Annotated in this window: 10 protein-coding genes; 8 read left to right on the plus strand and 2 right to left on the minus strand. The window is 73.6% G+C overall.

Features of this window, described 5'->3' with window-relative positions; genetic code table 11:
• The first annotated feature begins 5 nt into the window (after window positions 1–5).
• Genes tatC through ACFVFH_RS18430 form a run of 3 tightly spaced genes read left to right on the plus strand, consistent with a single transcriptional unit; the run spans window position 6 to window position 4,785 of the window.
• Window positions 6–956, plus strand: coding sequence for a twin-arginine translocase subunit TatC (gene tatC, locus ACFVFH_RS18420; RefSeq protein ID WP_383769488.1), 951 nt, complete (start codon window positions 6–8; stop codon window positions 954–956).
• Window positions 957–973: 17 nt separating this feature from the next.
• Window positions 974–1,906: a diacylglycerol kinase gene (locus tag ACFVFH_RS18425; RefSeq protein WP_383769491.1), complete on the plus strand. Its 933-nt coding sequence runs from the start codon at window positions 974–976 to the stop codon at window positions 1,904–1,906.
• Window positions 1,907–1,950: 44 nt separating this feature from the next.
• A complete protein-coding gene (locus ACFVFH_RS18430; protein WP_383769494.1) occupies window positions 1,951–4,785 on the plus strand; it encodes a DEAD/DEAH box helicase in 2,835 nt (944 codons plus the stop codon).
• Window positions 4,786–5,027: 242 nt separating this feature from the next.
• Here the strand turns inward: ACFVFH_RS18430 and ACFVFH_RS18435 are convergent, their stop codons facing one another.
• Together ACFVFH_RS18435 and ACFVFH_RS18440 are read right to left on the minus strand one after the other, a co-directional pair.
• Window positions 5,028–6,128, minus strand: a complete 1,101-nt coding sequence (locus ACFVFH_RS18435; RefSeq protein ID WP_383769497.1) for an LLM class flavin-dependent oxidoreductase — start codon at window positions 6,126–6,128, stop codon at window positions 5,028–5,030.
• Window positions 6,129–6,611: 483 nt separating this feature from the next.
• Window positions 6,612–8,123, minus strand: a complete 1,512-nt coding sequence (locus ACFVFH_RS18440; protein ID WP_383769500.1) for a PucR family transcriptional regulator — start codon at window positions 8,121–8,123, stop codon at window positions 6,612–6,614.
• Between the two features lie 89 nt (window positions 8,124–8,212).
• Between ACFVFH_RS18440 and ACFVFH_RS18445 the strand changes: the two genes are divergently transcribed.
• From ACFVFH_RS18445 to ACFVFH_RS18465, 5 genes are all read left to right on the plus strand, one after another.
• Window positions 8,213–9,259 carry a DUF917 domain-containing protein gene (locus ACFVFH_RS18445; protein WP_383769503.1) on the plus strand — a complete coding sequence of 349 codons (1,047 nt, stop codon included), beginning with the start codon at window positions 8,213–8,215 and terminating at the stop codon, window positions 9,257–9,259.
• Window positions 9,256–10,596 (plus strand): hydantoinase/oxoprolinase N-terminal domain-containing protein, encoded by a 1,341-nt coding sequence (locus ACFVFH_RS18450; RefSeq protein WP_383769506.1) that lies wholly within the window; start codon window positions 9,256–9,258, stop codon window positions 10,594–10,596. The genes ACFVFH_RS18445 and ACFVFH_RS18450 overlap by 4 nt, the downstream gene beginning before the upstream one ends.
• 96 nt (window positions 10,597–10,692) lie before the next feature.
• Window positions 10,693–12,129, plus strand: a complete 1,437-nt coding sequence (locus tag ACFVFH_RS18455; RefSeq protein ID WP_383769509.1) for a purine-cytosine permease family protein — start codon at window positions 10,693–10,695, stop codon at window positions 12,127–12,129.
• Between the two features lie 48 nt (window positions 12,130–12,177).
• The gene (locus tag ACFVFH_RS18460; protein WP_383769512.1) at window positions 12,178–13,773 is read left to right on the plus strand and encodes a hydantoinase/oxoprolinase N-terminal domain-containing protein; all 1,596 of its coding nucleotides are present in this window, start codon (window positions 12,178–12,180) and stop codon (window positions 13,771–13,773) included.
• Window positions 13,766–14,839, plus strand: coding sequence for a DUF917 domain-containing protein (locus tag ACFVFH_RS18465; RefSeq protein WP_383769515.1), 1,074 nt, complete (start codon window positions 13,766–13,768; stop codon window positions 14,837–14,839). Before ACFVFH_RS18460 ends, ACFVFH_RS18465 begins: the two co-directional genes overlap by 8 nt.
• The last annotated feature ends 110 nt before the right edge of the window (window positions 14,840–14,949 follow it).

Here is a 14,949-nt window from a genome sequence, read left to right on the forward strand (position 1 = left end):
GTGGGTTGCTCAAGTCTGCCCGCAAGCAGGAGACGGACCCAGAGGGGCGCATGCCCCTGGTCGAGCACCTGCGTGAGCTGCGTAACCGGTTGGCCAAGGGGCTGCTCGGAATCGTCGTCGTCACGATTGTGGCCGCGTTTTTCTACAAGGAGATCATCGAGGTCTTCACCGACCCGGTCCTGAAGTCGGTCGGGTGCGCGTACAGCTTCGCCGAGCTCACCCAGCAGAAGGACGGCACCTGCGCGCGGATCGTCCTGAACGGTCTGCTCACCCCGTTCACCCTGGCCCTCAAGGTCTCCTTGATGTCCGGTGTCGTGCTGTCGTCCCCGATCTGGCTCTACCAGCTGTGGGCCTTCGTCGCGCCGGGGCTCCACAAGCACGAGAAGAAGTACTCGCTGGCCTTCGTGGGCGCGGGGTTCCCGCTCTTCCTGGCCGGTGGCTTCTTCGCGTACAAGACGCTGCCGACGATGGCGCGGGTGCTCCTGGAGTTCTCGCCGGCCGACCTCGACAACCAGTTGCCGCTGGACGAGCTGCTCGACCTGATCACACGCATGGTGGTGGTCTTCGGGCTCTCCTTCGAACTGCCGCTGCTGCTCGTCATGCTGAACTTCGGCGGGGTCATCTCCGGCAAGCGGATGCTCGGCTGGTGGCGGGGCATGATCATGGGGATCACGGTCTTCGCGGCCGTGGCCACGCCCAGCACCGACCCGGTGAGCATGCTGGGTCTCGCCGGACCGATCTGGGTGCTCTACTTCGTGGCGACGGGGATCTCGCTCCTCAACGACCGCCGCAAGGAAAGGACCGCTGCGGGCGGACCCTCCGACGACGAGGCATCAGAGCTGGACCTCACCCCCGAGGACATCGGTGAGATCGAATCGGTCTCCTCCAACCGTTCCCTGCCCACCCAGGCGAGCTCGGACCGTGACCGGCTGAACGGTTACGACGACATCACCTGACCTTGTAGGGTCCCCGGGTGACCAGCGAGATCACCCTTTTCGTCAATCCCACCGCAGGACGCGGCCGGGGCGCGCACGCCGCGCAGCCGGCCGCTTCCGCGTTGCGGGACGCCGGATTCTCCGTGCGTACGGTCCTCGGTGAGGATGCCGACGACGCCCTGCGGCGCGCGCGTGAGGCCGTCGCGGGCGGGACCGGCGCGCTGATAGCCGTCGGCGGGGACGGCATGATGTCGCTCGCCCTCCAGGCGGTCGCGGGCACGACGATCCCGCTCGGCGTCGTGGCCGTGGGCACCGGCAACGACTTCGCCCGCGCGCTCGGACTGCCGATACGGGACCCGGCAGCCGCCGGACGGCTGGCCGCGCAGGCGCTCAAGGGCGGGACCGCGCGGGAGATCGACCTGGGCCGGGTCGGCGAGCGGTGGTTCGGCTCCGTGCTCGCCTCCGGCTTCGACTCCCGGGTCAACGACCGGGGGAACCGGATGCGGTGGGTCGGCGGACGGTTCAAGTACGACCTGGCGATCCTCGCCGAACTCGCCGCGTTCAAGCCCATCCCGTACCGCGTCGGGCTGGACGGCGGACCGGTCCGGGAGATCGAGGCGACGCTCATCGCCGTCGGCAACGGGACGACGTACGGCGGCGGCATGCGGATCTGCGCCGACGCCGTCATGGACGACGGGCTCTTCGACGTCACCGTCGTCGGGGACTGCAGCCGCACCACCCTGCTCAAGGTCTTCCCCCGCGTCTACCGGGGAACGCACCTCGACCACCCCAAGGTCACCGTGCACCGGGTCTCCTCGATCGAGCTGGCCGCGGTCGGTGTCACCGCGTACGCGGACGGTGAGCGACTCGGCGCGCTGCCGCTGACGGCGCACTGCGTACCGGGCGCGGTCCGGGTGCTCGTACCGGCTCCTCCCGCCGGTCCCTCCGCCGGGATTTCCGCCGGAATTTAAAGACCGCGTCACTGTCGGAGGCGGCGGGTAGGCTCGTAAGCAAGATGACAGAGGACCTCTCACCAGCTGAGCGATACCAGGCTTCCCGGCTCCGTGCCGTCGAGCTGGCCACCGCACTCGCGCCCTTCCGCGAGATGTACGAATTCGATCTGGACCCCTACCAGATCGAGGCCTGCGAGGCCCTGGAGGCCGGCAAGGGGGTGCTCGTCGCGGCCCCGACCGGCTCGGGCAAGACGATCGTCGGCGAGTTCGCCGTGCACCTCGCCCTCCAGCAGGGCCGCAAGTGCTTCTACACCACCCCCATCAAGGCCCTGTCCAACCAGAAGTTCGCCGATCTGGTCAAGCGCTACGGACCGGAGAAGGTCGGCCTGCTGACCGGCGACAACAGCGTCAACGCCGATGCCCCGGTGGTCGTCATGACCACCGAGGTGCTGCGCAACATGCTGTACGCGGGCTCGCAGGCGCTGCGGGGGCTCGGCTTCGTGGTGATGGACGAGGTCCACTACCTCTCCGACCGCTTCCGGGGCGCGGTCTGGGAGGAAGTGATCATTCACCTCCCGGACTCCGTGACCCTGGTGTCGCTCTCGGCGACCGTGTCCAACGCGGAGGAGTTCGGCGACTGGCTGGACACCGTCCGCGGGGACACCCAGGTGATCGTCTCCGAGCACCGCCCCGTGCCGCTCTGGCAGCACGTCCTGGCGGGCCGCCGGATGTACGACCTCTTCGAGGAGGAGAGCGACCACGGCGGCCGTGGCACCGCGCGCCGCGAGGTCAACCCCGATCTCGTCCGGCTCGCCCGGATGGAGAACCAGCGGGGGTACAACCCCCGGGAGCGCCGTCGCGGCAAGATGGTCCGCGAGGCCGACCGCGAGCGCGAGCGGCGCCAGCGCAGCCGGATCTGGACCCCGTCGAGGCCCGAGGTCATCGACCGGCTGGACGCCGAGGGGCTGCTCCCCGCCATCACGTTCATCTTCAGCCGGGCCGCCTGCGAGGCCGCCGTGCAGCAGTGCCTCCACGCCGGACTGCGGCTCAACGACGAGGACAAGCGACGCCTGGTCCGCGAGATCGTCGAGGAGCGGACCGCGTCCATCCCCGGCGAGGACCTCCATGTCCTGGGCTATTACGAGTGGCTCGAAGGGCTGGAGCGGGGCATCGCCGCGCACCACGCGGGCATGCTGCCGACGTTCAAGGAAGTCGTCGAGGAGCTGTTCGTACGCGGTCTCGTCAAGGCCGTCTTCGCCACGGAGACCCTCGCGCTCGGCATCAACATGCCCGCGCGCTCGGTGGTGTTGGAGAAGCTCGTCAAGTGGAACGGCGAGCAGCACGCCGACATCACCCCCGGCGAGTACACCCAGCTGACCGGTCGAGCGGGGCGGCGTGGCATCGATGTCGAGGGCCACGCGGTGGTGCTGTGGCAGCGCGGCATGGATCCGGGGGCGCTCGCCGGGCTCGCGGGCACGCGCACCTACCCGCTGCGGTCCAGTTTCCGGCCCTCCTACAACATGGCCGTGAACCTGGTGCACCAGTTCGGCCGGCACCGTTCGCGGGAGCTGCTGGAGACCTCCTTCGCGCAGTTCCAGGCCGACCGGTCGGTGGTCGGCATCTCGCGGCAGGTCCAGAAGAACGAGGAGGGCCTGGAGGGCTACCGGGAGGGCATGACCTGCCACCTCGGGGACTTCGAGGAGTACGCGCGGCTCCGCCGCGACCTCAAGGACCGGGAGACCGAGCTCGCCAAGCAGGGCGCGACGCAGCGGCGGGCCGAGGCGGCGGCGTCCCTGGAGCGGCTCAAGCCCGGTGATGTCATCCATGTGCCGACCGGCAAGTTCGCCGGGCTGGCCCTGGTCCTCGACCCCGGTCTGCCGGCCGGGCGGACCAACGGGCACGGCCACCGGGGACTCGAATACCACGACGGGCCGCGGCCGTTGGTGCTCACGGCCGAGCGCCAGGTCAAGCGGCTCGCCTCGATCGACTTCCCGGTTCCGGTGGAGGCGCTGGAGCGGATGCGGGTGCCGAAGTCGTTCAACCCGCGCTCCCCGCAGTCGCGCCGCGACCTGGCCTCCGCGCTGCGGACGAAGGCCGGGCACATCGTGCCCGAGCGGCACCGCAAGGGGCGGTCCGCCGCGGCCGACGACCGCGAGATCGCCCGCTACCGGGCGGAGCTGCGCGCGCATCCCTGCCACGGGTGCGCCGAGCGCGAGGACCACGCGCGGTGGGCGGAGCGGTACCACCGCTTGCAGCGGGACACCCGGCAGCTGGAGCGGCGGATCGAGGGGCGGACGAACACCATCGCCCGCACCTTCGACCGGATCGTCGCCCTGCTCACCGAGCTCGACTATCTGCGGGGCAACGAGGTCACCGAGCACGGCCGCCGTCTGGCCCGCCTCTACGGCGAACTCGATCTGCTGGCCAGCGAATGCCTGCGGGCGGGTGTGTGGGAGGGACTGAACCCCGCCGAACTCGCTGCGTGCGTCTCGGCGTTGGTGTACGAGGCGCGGCAGGCCGACGACGCGGTGGCACCGAAGGTGCCGTCGGGTCCGGCGAAGACCGCGATGGGCGAGATGGTCCGGATCTGGGGGCGGCTCGACGCCCTGGAGGAGGACTTCAAGATCAACCAGGCGGAGGGGGTCGGCCAGCGCGAACCCGATCTCGGCTTCGCCTGGGCGGTCTACAGGTGGGCGTCGGGGCGGACGCTGGACGAGGTGCTGGGCGAGGCGGAGATGCCGGCCGGGGACTTCGTGCGGTGGTGCAAGCAGGTGATCGACGTGCTGGGGCAGATCGCGGCCGCGGCGCCGCGGGACGGGAGTTCCGTGGCGCGCAATGCGCACAAGGCGGTGGACGCGGTGTTGCGGGGGGTTGTGGCGTACAGCTCCGTGGGGTGAGGGTCCGCTGGGGCGAATCTTGTGGGGAAGCGGTGCGGGCGGTGGGGTGAGGGTGCGGGGTGGTGCGCTGGGGCGGTTGTGGGGTGCGCCTGCGGCGGGCTTGTTCCCCTGCCCCGCCCCTTCCCGTAACCGGGGGCTCCGCCCCCGGACCCCCGCTCCTCAAACGCCGGACAGGCTGGAAGTAGGCGCTGGGGGCGCGGGGGCAGGGGGCGGCGGAGGGAGCGGTTCTCCGGTGCCGGGTGTTATGCGGCCGGGTGGGACGCGTCCCGTTTGGCTACTTCCTCGCGGACCAGTGGGATGACGTGCCGGCCGAAGTCGATCGCGTCGTCCAGCAGGTCGTAGCCGCGGGCCGAAAGGATGTCCACGCCCAGGTCGTAGTAGTCGAGCAGGGCCCGGGCCACTGTTTCGGGGGTGCCGACCAGGGCCGTCGAGTTACCGGCGCCGCCCGTCTCCGCCGCGGTCGGTGTCCACAGGGCGCGGTCGTGGCGTTCGCCCTCGGCGGCCACCTCCAGGAGCCGTCGGGATCCGGTGTTCTCGGGGTTCTTCAGGGGGTGACGGCGGCTCGGCGGGGCGTCGGCCCTGCGGGCCCTGATCCGGGCCAGGGTGTGGTGGGCCTTCTCCCAGGCCAGTTCCTCGGTCGGTGCGATGATCGGGCGGAAGGCGACCTGGATCCTCGGGACGTCCGTACGGCCCGCCGCCCTCGCGGCCTCCTTCACCGCGGCGATCTGCTCCGCGGTCCGGGCCAGCGGCTCGCCCCACAGGCAGTAGATGTCGGCCTCGGCGCCCCCGGCCGCGTACGCCGCGGGTGAGGAACCGCCGAACGAGACCTGCGGGTGCGGCTGCTGCACGGGGAAGGTGTCGCTCACGAAGTCGTTGAAGCGGTAGTGCGTGCCCTCGTGGTCGAAGGGTTCGTGCGAGGTCCAGGCCCTCTTGATGATCTGGATGGCCTCACGGGTGCGCGCGTACCGCTCGTCCTTGGTCAGGAAGTCGCCCTCGCGCTGCTGTTCGTGGTCGTTGCCCCCGGTGATGAAGTGCACGGCGAGACGGCCGTCGCTGATCCGGTCCAGGGTCGCGAAGGTCTTGGCCGCGAACGTCGGGTACGAGACGTTGGGGCGGTGTGCCACCAGGATCTGGAGCTTTTCGGTCCGGGCCGCGACATAGGCGGCGGCCGGGGACGGGTCGGGGGAGCCGGAGCCGTAGGCGAACAGCACCCGGTCCCAGCCGTGGTCCTCGTGTGCGCGGGCCAGTCTGAGCGTGTACTCCTTGTCGAAGGACGCCCCGGCGCGGGGCGTCACCTCGGAACCTTCGTTCGTCGCTGCGATGCCGAGAAACTCTACGGGCATGGCGAAGCCTCATCTCGTGCTGCGGAAGACCGGTCGGGTGAAGGGCTGACGTGGAACGGTCAGCGGCAACACGAGGCGGACCACACACGACCGAAGTCGATGTGGTCACGGGTGACCAGCCGCAGCTGAGGGCGCATCTGCCCAGTGGAACAGGTGTGTTGGTGGCCAGTCAACCGGTTCCCGGACAAGGGCCGGGGCCAGGGGCGGAGTCGGGGGTGCCCACTGGCCCCTGGCGATCCGAGGGCGGGAGCCCCGGCGCGGGGGCAGCGGGCGCGACTGCGTGTCGCCCGTACGCGTACGAGGAGTCGTCCGTATGTGTATGGGGAAGAGTCCGGGCGGTGGGCGGGCCGGGGCCGCCGAGGTCGCCCTTGGCGGTCGGCGGCCGTCCCGGGCGAGGCGTGAGCCGGGCGGGCGTCGAGCCGCTCGGCCCTTCGGCGTCACCTCGTCCCCGGCCCGGGAGGCCGTCGACGGCGCGGACGCTGCTCAGGGGCGGTCCGCCGTCGCGGCGGACAGGCCCGCGCGGCAGGCCAGTTGGAGGGCGAGGCGGACATCCGGCTCGTTCAGATCGGCGCCCGTCAGCCGGACGATCTTGCGGATCCGGGCGCCGACCGCGTTCCGGTGCAGATGGAGGGCTTCCGCGGCACGGGCCGGGGAGTTGTTGTGGTCCAGATAGCCCTGGAGCGTACGCAGCAGTGGTTCGGCGCGCTCCGGGCCCAACGCCAGTACCGGGGAGAGGAGTTCACCGACCGCCTCGCGCGCCGTGTCGGAGGCGTACCACTCCAGCAGCATCCGGTCCAGGCCCACCGCGTCGTGCGCCGCCACCGCGGGCCCCGCCCCGCGCGGCACCGCGGCACGCGCCTCACGGGCCGAGGTACGGATGCCCAGCGGACCCCGGTGCGAGGAGCCCACGCCGCACCGCAGGCCCGCATCCGGGCGCAGCCCGGCCAGCCGGTCCACCACCCGGCGGGCGCGGGCCAGCGTGGCGCGCCGCCCGTCCGCCCCCGGATCGGCCGGCCAGGTGCTGAGCAGGACGAGGGCGTCGTCGACCAGCGCGGCGTTCCACTGGACGGCGTCGCCGGACCGTGGAGCGGACGGGGCGGTGGCGGCCGGGAGCGCCACCGCGTCCCAGGTGCGCAGCAGCGTCAGCGCCTGGGACATGACCGCGTCCAGGGCCTTCGGCCGGTTCGAGGCGTCGAGGCCGCCCGCCTCCACCCGCAGCGCGATGTGCCAGCCGTCCACCGGGAGCGCCAGCGCCCGGCCCCGGGCGGCCAGCCGGGCGGACTGGTCCTGCGGAGCCACGAGCAGTTCGGCGAGGAGCCGGCCCCTGGAGCGCACCGGGACGTCCCCGTGCCCGCCGCCCGCCGCCGCGAGGGCCGCCAGCGCGAGGACGGAGCGCACCGCCTCCCCGGCGTGACCGGGGCGGGCCGGGGCCGCGAGCCGGATCTCGCCGTCCGGACCGGCGGCGGCCGCGCCCTCCTCGCCCGGCCCGGCGGCGCGCAGCTCCACGGGCAGCCCCAGGGCGCGGCCCGCGGCCGCGGCCACCCGGCCGGGGTCCCCCGCGACGGCCGTCACCTCCCGCGCGGCGGCGGCGACCCGGGCCAGCGCGTCCGCCGCGGACCCGGCCACCGCCCGCTCCACCGCCACCGCGAGGGCCGCGAGGTCCCCCTCGGCGTACAGCACCGCGACCCGGCCGCGCTCGGCGAGCGCCCGTGCCGTGGCCGTCACCTCGGCGGGCAGTCCGTGCGGCGCCTCCGTCACCCCCGTCAGGACCAGGGCGGCGGCGCCCGCCGCGGCCGCGTCCCGCACCGCCACGTCCAGCAGATGCCCCGGCACCGGGGCGAGCAGCACGGCGACGGTCCCGGCCGACATGGCCGCGAGCCGGTCCGGGCGCGCCTCCAGACGCACCCCCGTGACCGCCACCGCGTCGAGCGGGCCCACCAGCGGACGCACCGCGTCGAGCCCGGGGGAGGCAAGGAGTTCCAGGACGTTCACCATCGCTCCAGTGTGCTCCAGGCACACCCTGGTGCGAAACCATGGGCCGGTGGCCCATCGGGAGCGGGATCCTTCTTCGTACGCTGGAACGCATGCACGTGGACGCCGGAGCACTCGCCGACTTCGCGCGGGGCTGTGCCGTCCTCGGATCGGGGGGCGGCGGCCCCGCCGATGTGACGCTGCCCGTCGCCGGACAGGCGATCGAGGAGTGCGGCCCGGTGCCCGTCGTCGACCCGGCCGCGCTCCCCGCCGACGCGCTCGTCATGCCCGTGGGACTCGTCGGATCTCCCGCCGTCGCCGCCGAACGGATCGGTGGCCGGGACGAGCCCGCACGGCTGCGGGCCCGCGTCGAAGCCCTGCACGGCGCCCCGGTCGCCGCCGTGATGAGCAGCGAGATCGGTGGGCTCAACGGCTGTGTCGCCGTCGCCTGGGCGGCCCGGCTGGGGCTGCCGCTGCTCGACGCCGACTCGATGGGCCGGGCCTTCCCCCGGATGGACCAGAACGTCCTGGAGCTGGCCGGACTGCGCCCGGGACCTGCGGTGCTCGCCGACGAGCACGGTCACACCGTGGTGGTCGACGACGTGGACGGCGCGCACCTCGAACAGTTCGCCCGCGCCGCCGTCGTTGCCTTCGGCGGGCGCGCCGCGTCCACCGACTACCCCCTGACCGCCGGGCAGGCGGCCCGGCACGCCGTCGCCGGATCGGTCACCCGCGCCCTGGCCCTGGGGCGCGGCGAAGGACCGACACCGCTGCTGACCGGCAAGGTCTCCTCCGTGCGGCGGTATGCCACCGAGGGCGCCGACGGCGACGACGCCACCGGTGTCCTGCTGGAGGGCGGCGGCCCCGACGCGGGCCGGCTGGTGCTCGTCGAGGCCCGCAGCGAATTCGTCGCCGCCCTGGAGGACGGCACCCCGCTGGCCGTCGTACCGGACGTCATCGCCCTGGTCGACGTGCGGACCGGCTGGGCCGTTCCGGTCGAGGAGGTCCGCTACGGGCTGCGCGTCCACCTCGTCACGCTCCCTTCGGACCCCGCCTGGTACACGCCCGCGGGCCTGCGGCTGGCGGGCCCGGCCGCCTTCGGCCTCACCGGTCTGCCGGCCGCGCCGACCGGGCACCGGGCACCGGGAGGCACCCCGTGATCCTCGGAGTGGACGTGGGGCCCACCAACACCGACGCCGTGCTCCTGGACGGAGACTGGGCGGTACGGGCCGTGAAGGTGCCCTCGCTGGCCGGTGACGCCGTCGGATCGCTCGCCGCCGCCGTCCGCGCGCTCCCCGCCGGACCGCGCGGCCGGGCCACCCAGCTCGCCGTGGGCCTGCGGGTCGCCGCCCGCGCGGTCCGGGAGCGGGACGGGCTCGCCCGGGTCGGTGTGCTGCGGGTCGGGGGAGCCGCCGCCGACGCCGTGCGGCCGCTCTTCGGCTGGCCCGCAGAGCTGCGCGACGCGGTGTGCGCGGGCACCGCCAACGTCCGGGGCGGCGGTGGACTGACCCCCCGCGACACCACCCCGCTCGACCGGGACGCGGTCGCCCGGTTCGGCGCCTCGCTGGCAGGCCGCGCCGAGGCGTTCGCCGTCACCGCCGTGTTCTCGCCCGTCGACGGCGGACAGGAGCGGGAGGCCGCCGAGATCCTGCGTGCCGAGACGGGCCCCGGCACGACGGTCCTGCTCTCCAGCGATGTCGGCACCCTCGACCTGCTGGCCCGGGAGAACGCCACGGTGCTCGACGCGGCCCTGTCCGTGCTGGTGGCCCGGGTCGCCGACGAGCTGACCGCCGTCCTGCCCGGCCTCGGTCTCGCCCCCGGCGCCGCCGTGCTGGTCACCCGCAGCGACGGCACGCTGATGAGCCTGGAGTACCTGCGCCGCCAGCCCGGACTCAGCCTGGGCAGCGGGCCCGCCTGCACCATCCGCGGCGCCGGACTGCTGGCCGGGCTCCGGGACGCCGTCGTCGCCGACATCGGCGAACGCCGCGCCCGGGTCGGGGCGCTGACCGGCGGCTATCCGCAGGAGGCGGGCCCCGGCGAACGCATCGGCGGAGTCCCCGTCAGCCTGCGCTTCCCCGACCTGATCACCGTCCGGGCCGACGCCCACCGCGAACTCGCCGAGGCCGCCGACCGGATGCGCCCCGCCGCCGGACTCCTCCCGCTGATCCTGGTCGGCGGCGGGGCGGGCGGCGTACCCGGCGGGGAGCTGACCGGGTTCGACGTCGTACGTCCCGAACACGGCGGTGTGGCCGGGGCGTTCGGCGCGGCGGCCAGCCCGGTCGGCGGTCACTTCGACCGGATCGTCCACCGCGGCCCCGGCCGGCGCCTGGACGCCGTGCGCGACGAGGTACGCGACCTGGCCAGGGCCGGCGCCGTACGGGCGGGGGCCGACCCCCGGCGCGTACGCACCCACGCGGAACCGGACCTGCCGGTGCCGTATCTGCCCGGCGCGGTGCTTCTGCGGGCCCGTGCCGTCGGGCCGCCCCTTCCGCTCTGACCCCCCGCCCCTCACACCTCTCCCTCCCCTTCGGAGCAGCCCTGTGCCGTGCTGCTGCGCCCTCCTGCCCGCCCGCTCACCCGAGGACCCGCCCCCATGACCCAGCAGTTCGATGTGCATCGAGAGCCGTCCACCCGGCCACCGGCCCGTCCCCAGGCCCAGGAGCAGGACGAGGACTACCCCCTGGAGCGGGTGCCGCGCGCGGCCCGGTACTCCTGGTTCAACGTCGCGGTGCAGCGCTTCGGCCAGCTCTCCGACCTGACGCAGTTCCTGCTGGGGGCCGCGCTCGGCGCCGGGCTCTCCTTCTGGGGCGCCTTCTGGGCGTTCACCCTCGGCTCGGTGATCCTGGAGATCGTCTGCATATTCGTCGGCATCGCCGGTATGCGGGAGGGCCTGTCCACCTCGATGCTGGTCCGCTGGACCGGCTTCGGCCGCTACGGCTCCACCCTCATCGGTCTCGTCATCGCGGTCAGCCTGTTCGGCTGGTTCGGTGTCCAGACGGCGGTGTTCGCGGCCGGGCTGCACTCCATCGTGCCCGCGCTGCCGGTCTGGGCCTGGTGCCTGATCTGCGGGCTGGGCGTCACCGCGCTGGTGCTGCGTGGTTTCCGTGCCATGGGCTGGACCGCGTTCGTCACCGTGCCCGCCTTCCTCGGCCTCGCGGGCTGGGCGATGATGGTCGAGTTCTCCCGGCACGACGTGGGCGACCTGGTGGCCTCGGCGCCGTTCGGGGCCCACATGTCCATCGCCACCGGCGCGACCGTCGTGGCCGGTTCGTACATCGTCGGCGCCGTCACCACCCCCGACATGACCCGCTTCAACCGCAACACCGGCGATGTCGTCAAGCAGACGGTGGTGGGCATCAGTCTGGGCGAGTACGTCCTGGGCCTCGGCGGGGTGCTGCTCGCCTACGCGGTGAAGTCCTCCGACCTGATCGCCATCATCACGTCCTCCTCCGGCGTCATCGGTGTCATCGTCCTGGTCTCCGCCACCGTGAAGATCAACAACTGGAATCTGTACTCCTCGTCGCTCGGTCTGATCGGCGCGGTCGAGGCGCTCTTCAAGGTCCGGCTGAACCGGGTCGGCACGACCGTCACGATCGGTGTGCTCGGCAGCCTCGCCGCGGCCGCCGGAATCCTGGACCGGTTCACCGACTTCCTCACGCTCCTCGGTGTCCTCACCCCGCCCGTCGCCGGGATCATGGTCGCCGAGTACTTCGTGGTGAAGAAGTGGCGGCCGCAGCTGGACGCCTCGCGCTCGGCGGGGCGGCTGCCCGAGACCGAGCCCGGCTGGGTGCCCGCCACCATCGCGCTGTGGACCGCCGCCTCCCTGTTCGGCTGGCTCGGCGACCACTACCAATGGTGGGGCGTCCCGGCGCTCGACTCCCTGCTGCTGGCCGGGCTCGGCTATGTCGTCCTCGGCAAGCTCGGCCTGGTGCGCGGAGCCCGGGAGCTGCCGTTCGAACAGCCCGTGCGCCCCGCCGCGGCGATCGAGGCGGAAGCGGGCACGGCCTGGTCGCCGAAGGCCGTCGCCTGACCCGTGCACCATCCGAGAACCCCACCCCCTACGAAAGACGGACCCACCATGCGCATCGGAATCGACGTCGGAGGCACCAACACCGACGCCGCCCTCCTGGGGGACGACGACCGGATCGTCGCGACCGCGAAGACCCCCACCACCTCCGACATCACCTCCGGCGTGACCACGGCGATCCGGGCCCTCGACCCGCCGATGGAGTCCGTCACCGCCGTGATGATCGGCACCACCCACTTCCTCAACGCGCTGATCGAGGGCGCCCGGCTGGCACCCGTCGCCGCGGTACGCCTCGGTCTGCCCGCCACGGCGGCGCTGCCGCCGATGACGGACTGGCCGGAGCGGCAGCGGGCGGCCGTGGGCGGACACGGCTACCTCTGCCACGGCGGACGGGAGTTCGACGGCCGGCCGCTGTCGCCGCTCGACCCCGAGGAGCTGAAGCGGACCGCCGCCGACATCGCCGCGCGCGGGCTCACCTCGGTGGCCGTCTCCTCGGTGTTCTCCCCGGTCGCCGAGGAGGACGAGCGCCGGGCCGCCGAGATCCTCGGCGCCGAACTGGGCCCCGGTGTGCACTTCTCGCTGTCGCACGAGCTCGGCCGGGTCGGGCTGCTGGCCCGCGAGAACGCCACGATCATCAACGCGGCGCTGCGCGATCTGGCGACCGCGATCGTGGAGTCGTTCGCCAAGTCGCTCGCCGAGGTCTCGCTGACTGCCCCGTTCTTCCTCTCGCAGAACGACGGCACGCTGATGGACGTGGACTTCGCCCGCGCCTACCCGGTGGCCACCTTCGCCTCCGGGCCCACCAACTCGATGCGCGGCGCCGCCTTCCTCTCCGGCCTCGGCGACTGCGCCGTCGTCGACGTCGGCGGCACCACTGCGGACGTCGGCATCCTGACCGGCGGCTTCCCGCGCGAGGCGGCGGGGGAGAGCGAGGCTGCGGGCATCCGTACCAACTTCCGTATCCCCGACGTCCTCTCGCTCGGCATCGGCGGCGGCTCCCTGGTGTCGCCGGACGGCGTGACCGGCCCCCGTTCGGTCGGATTCCGGCTCACCGAGGAGGCGCTGGTCTTCGGCGGCTCCACCCTGACGGCGACCGATCTCGCGGTCGCCGCGGGCCGCGCCGACATCGGCGACCGGTCCCGGGTCGCCCATCTGGACCCGGAGTTCACCGCCCGCGCACTGGACCGGATCGCCGGTCGGCTGGCGGAGACCGTGGACCGGATGCGCACCTCGGCGGGGCCGCTGCCGGTCGTCGCGGTGGGCGGCGGCAGTGTGCTGGTGCCCGCGGCGCTGCCCGGCTTCGACGATGTGCGCCGCCCCGGCCACTTCGACGTCGCCAACGCGGTGGGCGCCGCGATAGCCCAGGTCGGCGGAGAGGTGGACCGGGTCTTCCAGGTCCCGGAGGGGCGCCGGGACGCGGTGCTCGCCGAGGCCCGCGAGGAGGCCGTGGGCCGGGCCGAGAGCGCGGGCGCCAGGCCGGGCACGGTCCGCGTCGTCGACGTGGAGGAGGTCCCGCTGGCCTACCTCCCGGGCGGCGCGACCCGGATCCGCGTCAAGGCGGTCGGCGACCTCGACCTGAACGGTATCGGCAGCACCCGCGCCCCGGCCGGGGCGCGCGACACCCATGGAGCAGCGTCACATGCGTGAGATCAACCTCGACAACCTGGACGACATCGCGCGCGGCGCGGGCATCCTCGGCACCGGTGGGGGCGGCGACCCGTACATCGGCAAGCTGCTGGCCCGCGAGGCCATCCGGAAATACGGCCCGGTCCGGCTCGTCGCCTTCGACGAGGTGCCGGCCGACGCGACCGTGGTGCCCGTCTCGGGGATGGGCGCGCCCACGGTGCTGCTGGAACGCGTCCCGGCCGGGGGCGAGGAAGTGGCCGCCCTGCGCGCCCTGGAGAAGCACATCGGCCGGCCCGCCACCCACATCGCGCCGATCGAGGTCGGCGGCGTCAACTCCATGCTGCCCATCGCCTGCGCCGCCGAGGCGGGGCTGCCACTGGTGGACGGCGACGCGATGGGCCGCGCCTTCCCCGAGGCGCAGATGGTGCTGCCCGGCCTGATCGGCGTCGCCAACACCCCGATGGCGCTCGCCGACGACAAGGGCAACAGCATCATCGTCGACGCCGTCTCCAACCACGCGGCCGAGCGCATCGCGCGGGCCGTCTGCGTGGAACTCGGCTGCCAGATCTCCAGCGCCGACACCGTGATGCGGGGCGACCAGCTCGCCGACGGGCTCGTCCCCGCCACGCTGACGCTCGCCGAACGGCTCGGTGCCGCCGTGCGCGAGGCGCGCGCCGCGCACACCGACCCGGTGCGCGCGGCCCGCGCGATGCTCTCCGGTACGCATCTGCTGACCGGCAAGGTGGTCGACGTGAGCCGGCGTACCCAGGGCGGCTTCGCCCGGGGCGGCGCCCGGATCGAGGGCATCGGCGAGGACGCGGGCCGGGTGCTGGAGCTGGGCTTCCAGAACGAGCACCTGCTGGCCACCCGGGACGGCGAGACGGTCGCCACCACGCCGGACCTGATCTGCGTGCTGGACACCGACACCGGCGACCCGGTCACCACGGAGGGGCTCCGCTACGGCCTGCGCGTCAGCGTCCTCGCGGCCCCCTGCGACCCGCGCTGGACCACCCCGGGCGGCCTGGCGCTCGCCGGGCCGCGGTACTTCGGCTACGACGTGGACTATCTGCCGTTCCGGCAGGAGTGACCCACCGGCCGCCGTGACGGGGAGCCGCCGGGCGGGTCGGTACGGGGGCGCCCCCCGAGCCACCCGCCCCGGGGGCCCCGCCCGGCCCGGCCCGGGGCCAGGCCGGCGCA

The organism is Streptomyces sp. NPDC057697, from assembly GCF_042799335.1.
In the GTDB taxonomy this organism is placed as follows: Bacteria; Actinomycetota; Actinomycetes; order Streptomycetales; family Streptomycetaceae; genus Streptomyces.

Excerpts from the sequence above, each read along its gene's own strand:
- ACFVFH_RS18430 (WP_383769494.1), top strand. The coding sequence starts at position 1,951 with ATGACAGAGGACCTCTCACCAGCTGAGCGATACCAGGCTTCCCGGCTC.
- ACFVFH_RS18435 (WP_383769497.1), bottom strand. The coding sequence starts at position 6,128 with ATGCCCGTAGAGTTTCTCGGCATCGCAGCGACGAACGAAGGTTCCGAG.
- ACFVFH_RS18440 (WP_383769500.1), bottom strand. The coding sequence starts at position 8,123 with ATGGTGAACGTCCTGGAACTCCTTGCCTCCCCCGGGCTCGACGCGGTG.
- ACFVFH_RS18445 (WP_383769503.1), top strand. The coding sequence starts at position 8,213 with ATGCACGTGGACGCCGGAGCACTCGCCGACTTCGCGCGGGGCTGTGCC.
- ACFVFH_RS18455 (WP_383769509.1), top strand. The coding sequence starts at position 10,693 with ATGACCCAGCAGTTCGATGTGCATCGAGAGCCGTCCACCCGGCCACCG.
- ACFVFH_RS18460 (WP_383769512.1), top strand. The coding sequence starts at position 12,178 with ATGCGCATCGGAATCGACGTCGGAGGCACCAACACCGACGCCGCCCTC.
- ACFVFH_RS18465 (WP_383769515.1), top strand. The coding sequence starts at position 13,766 with ATGCGTGAGATCAACCTCGACAACCTGGACGACATCGCGCGCGGCGCG.